The organism is Aeromicrobium sp. Leaf272 (assembly GCF_001422865.1).
In the GTDB taxonomy this organism is placed as follows: Bacteria; Actinomycetota; Actinomycetes; order Propionibacteriales; family Nocardioidaceae; genus Aeromicrobium.
On sequence record NZ_LMMY01000011.1, the window covers coordinates 158,100 to 158,751 of the forward strand.

Genomic DNA, 652 nt, shown 5'->3' on the forward strand with positions numbered 1-652 from the left:
GACCGAGCGGGTGGAGCGAGGCAGCGTCGCAACCTTGGTGGGTGACGCTGCTCCAGGCGGCCCTGTCGATCGGCGTGGCTTGGCTGATCGCGCGGTCGACGTGGCGCCTGATCCGCCTCCCTCGGCCTGTCACTGCGGTGGGCTACGTCGCGGTGGGGGCCACGCTGGTCCTCCTCGCATCCGGCCCCATGCTCGAGGGCACGGGCCCGAGCACCACGATCTTCCGCGCCGTGTACCTGGCGCTCGGCCTGACGCTGTGGGCGCTCGTGGGCCGGGCCGTACTGGACGAACGCCGACGCGGCCGACCGTCGTGATCACCGCCCCGGCACGGGCTCAGCAGCCTGCGAGCACCTCCCGGAGCGCGGTCTTCTCGGCGGAGTCGACGGCCAGGCCCCAACGGTGCTTGACCGCGATCCAGTCCGACACGTAGGTGCAGCGGTACGACGTCGCGGGCGGCATCCAGGAGTCGGGGTCCTGGTCGCTCTTGGACCGGTTCGACGACGCGGAGACGGCGATGAGGCTGCGCCCGTCCCCCAGGTCGTTGGCGAAGTCCTCGCGCTTCGTCGCGCTCCAGCCCGAGGCGCCAGAGATCCACGCCTCCTTGAGCGGGACCATGTGGTCGATGTCCATGCCGCCCGCGTCGGTGAAGCGC

General features: G+C 71.8%; 2 protein-coding genes. One reads left to right on the forward strand and one right to left on the reverse strand.

Going from position 1 to position 652, the window contains the following annotated elements:
• The coding region (locus ASF38_RS07855; protein WP_235497508.1) for a hypothetical protein at positions 1-314 on the forward strand (314 nt) is incomplete at its 5' end.
• A 19-nt stretch (positions 315-333) separates the two neighbouring features.
• Here the strand turns inward: ASF38_RS07855 and ASF38_RS18425 are convergent.
• Positions 334-652: HNH endonuclease family protein (locus ASF38_RS18425; protein WP_200914453.1), on the reverse strand; the 319-nt coding region annotated here is incomplete at its 5' end.